This is a genomic window from Brevundimonas vesicularis (genome assembly GCF_032067225.1).
Classification (GTDB): Bacteria; Pseudomonadota; Alphaproteobacteria; order Caulobacterales; family Caulobacteraceae; genus Brevundimonas; species Brevundimonas vesicularis_F.
The window spans coordinates 12,435-14,486 of sequence record NZ_DAMBJX010000065.1; the positions used below are offsets into that span (position 1 = coordinate 12,435).

Here is a 2,052-nt window from a genome sequence, read left to right on the forward strand (position 1 = left end):
CATGGCGATGATCGGGAATCAGGGGTAGGCTGATCTCACAAGACTAGGGAAGGAGACGTGTCCTCACCTCTGTCGCCTCAAAATCCCCCCGTCCGCGCGGGAGGGCCTGATGCAGGTTCTCCATCGACCGCCCTCCGGCTTCCCCGCCCTGGTGTTGAACGCCGACTTCCGGCCGCTGTCCTATTATCCGCTGTCGCTGTGGCCGTGGGAGGAGGCGGTCAAGGCGGTCTATCAGGACCGCGTGGACGTGGTGTCCCTGTATGACAAGGTCGTCCGCTCGCCGTCGATGGAGATGCAGCTTCCCAGCGTGATTGCGCTGCGCAGCTATGTGGATCAGGACCGCAGCCCCGCCTTCACGCGCTTCAACGTCTTCCTGCGCGACGGCTTCGCCTGTCAGTACTGCGGTCAGTCGGCTGAATTGACCTTCGACCACGTCATCCCGCGCTCACAGGGCGGACGCACGACCTGGGACAATATCGTCGCGGCCTGCAGCCCCTGCAATCTGGCCAAGGGCGGGCGAACGCCGCGCCAGGCGATGATGCAGATCCGCCGCGAACCCTATCGCCCCAACGCCTGGCAGCTTCAGGACGCTGGCCGACGCTTCCCGCCGCACTATCTGCACCAGAGCTGGCTGGACTACCTTTATTGGGACATCGAGCTGGAGCCCTAGGGCCGCAGGACGGCGACGCCCGGGCGGCTGGTTTCCACGCGGCGACGGCGCAGGCGGCGATCCAGCCGATCGATTTCGGCCAGGGTCATGTCCGGATGGCGGCGGAAGGCTTGGCGCAACTGTTCGATCCGGCCGGGCGCCCAGGCGGCGACGACGCCGGCCGCGCCCGCCAGGAAATCGATGACGGAGACGCTGCGGCCGGTCAGGGCCTGAAGCAGTTCCGCCCCGAAGGCGGCGGCGATGACATAGAGGGCCAGGTCGTCGCGGCGCTGGTTCGGCGCGACCAGGAACAGGCCGCTGGCCACGCCATAGAAGGCGATGACGTGGGCGGCCTTGTCGTTCAGGCCGAAGACCTGTTCCAGGCCCTGAAATGGTCCCAGCATCAGGATGGCCATGCCCAGCGCCGCCAGGGCGAAGCCGAGGCGGGCGGCCATGACGATGCGGCGGGGCGTGAGCATGAGGCGGGTGTCCGTGACCTTGATCCGCCGTCATCCTGCATCGCCGTCTGCCAAGATGCGGTGAAGCGACGTGCTGAACGCTTTACGAACAGACTATCGCAGGATCGCCCAATCCAGGGCGTGGACACGGTCTCGTCCCAGGGCGGCTGCCAGCGGCGGGGTGGCGAAAAGGTCGGCGATGGCGGGATCGAGCACGTTTAGCCCCCCGGTGAAGGCGCCGAAGGCCGGCAGGACGATGCGCGATCCGTCGGTGACGAAACAAGGACGGCGCACGCCGCGCCCATAGGCAGCGACCTTGGCGGCGGGGTGAAGGTGGCCCGCGACCTCTCCACGACGGTCGTCGTCGGCGGTCAGCACCTCCGGTTCGTGGGTCAGACGCAGCGCGCCGAGGATCATGTCGCCGACGATCCGGCCGGGCAGGCGGACGGTCGCCTCCGCATCGCGGGCCATGCTGCGGTTCAGGGCCTCGCGGTCGTGATTGCCCTCCAGCCACAGCCAGTCGCGCCCCGCCGCCAGCCGGTCCAGCCGCTCCCGGTCGTCGGCCGCCATGCGAGGAATGGCCTTGGTGTCATGGAAGCTGTCGCCCAGTAGCACGACCACGGCCGGGTTCAGTTCGACGATCTCGGCTTCCAGCCTGTCCAGCGTGGCGCGGCTGTCATAGGGCGGCAGAAGCTGGCCGCGCACGGCGAAGGCAGAGCCCTTTTCCAGATGCAGGTCCGCGACGATCAGGGCGCCGTGGGCCGGAACCCACATCGCTCCGGAACAGCGCAGCACGCAGGCCTCGCCCGCGATCCGCACGCTCAGCGAACCGCAGATCTTGCGGGCCGGGGACAGGGTCTGGCGCAGGGCGGCGTTCATGCGGCGGCACCCGACTGGCTTGGCGGCTCGGCGTCGTCCATGACCTCGGCGATCAGCAGGTCGGCG

The 2,052-nt window shown here is 68.3% G+C and carries 3 protein-coding genes; 1 reads left to right on the forward strand and 2 read right to left on the reverse strand.

Going from position 1 to position 2,052, the window contains the following annotated elements:
• Positions 1–109 precede the first annotated feature (109 nt).
• The gene (locus RT123_RS13595; protein WP_313009660.1) at positions 110–670 is read left to right on the forward strand and encodes an HNH endonuclease; all 561 of its coding nucleotides are present in this window, start codon (positions 110–112) and stop codon (positions 668–670) included.
• Here RT123_RS13595 and RT123_RS13600 read toward each other — a convergent pair.
• Complete coding sequence (locus RT123_RS13600; protein WP_313009661.1) at positions 667–1,128, reverse strand: hypothetical protein; 462 nt, start codon at positions 1,126–1,128, stop codon at positions 667–669. The genes RT123_RS13595 and RT123_RS13600 overlap by 4 nt on opposite strands.
• 93 nt (positions 1,129–1,221) lie before the next feature.
• The gene (gene pdeM / locus RT123_RS13605) at positions 1,222–1,986 is read right to left on the reverse strand and encodes a ligase-associated DNA damage response endonuclease PdeM (protein ID WP_313009663.1); all 765 of its coding nucleotides are present in this window, start codon (positions 1,984–1,986) and stop codon (positions 1,222–1,224) included.
• Between the last annotated feature and the right edge of the window lie 66 nt (positions 1,987–2,052).

Excerpts from the sequence above, each read along its gene's own strand:
- RT123_RS13595 (WP_313009660.1), top strand. The coding sequence starts at position 110 with ATGCAGGTTCTCCATCGACCGCCCTCCGGCTTCCCCGCCCTGGTGTTG.
- RT123_RS13600 (WP_313009661.1), bottom strand. The coding sequence starts at position 1,128 with ATGCTCACGCCCCGCCGCATCGTCATGGCCGCCCGCCTCGGCTTCGCC.
- pdeM (WP_313009663.1), bottom strand. The coding sequence starts at position 1,986 with ATGAACGCCGCCCTGCGCCAGACCCTGTCCCCGGCCCGCAAGATCTGC.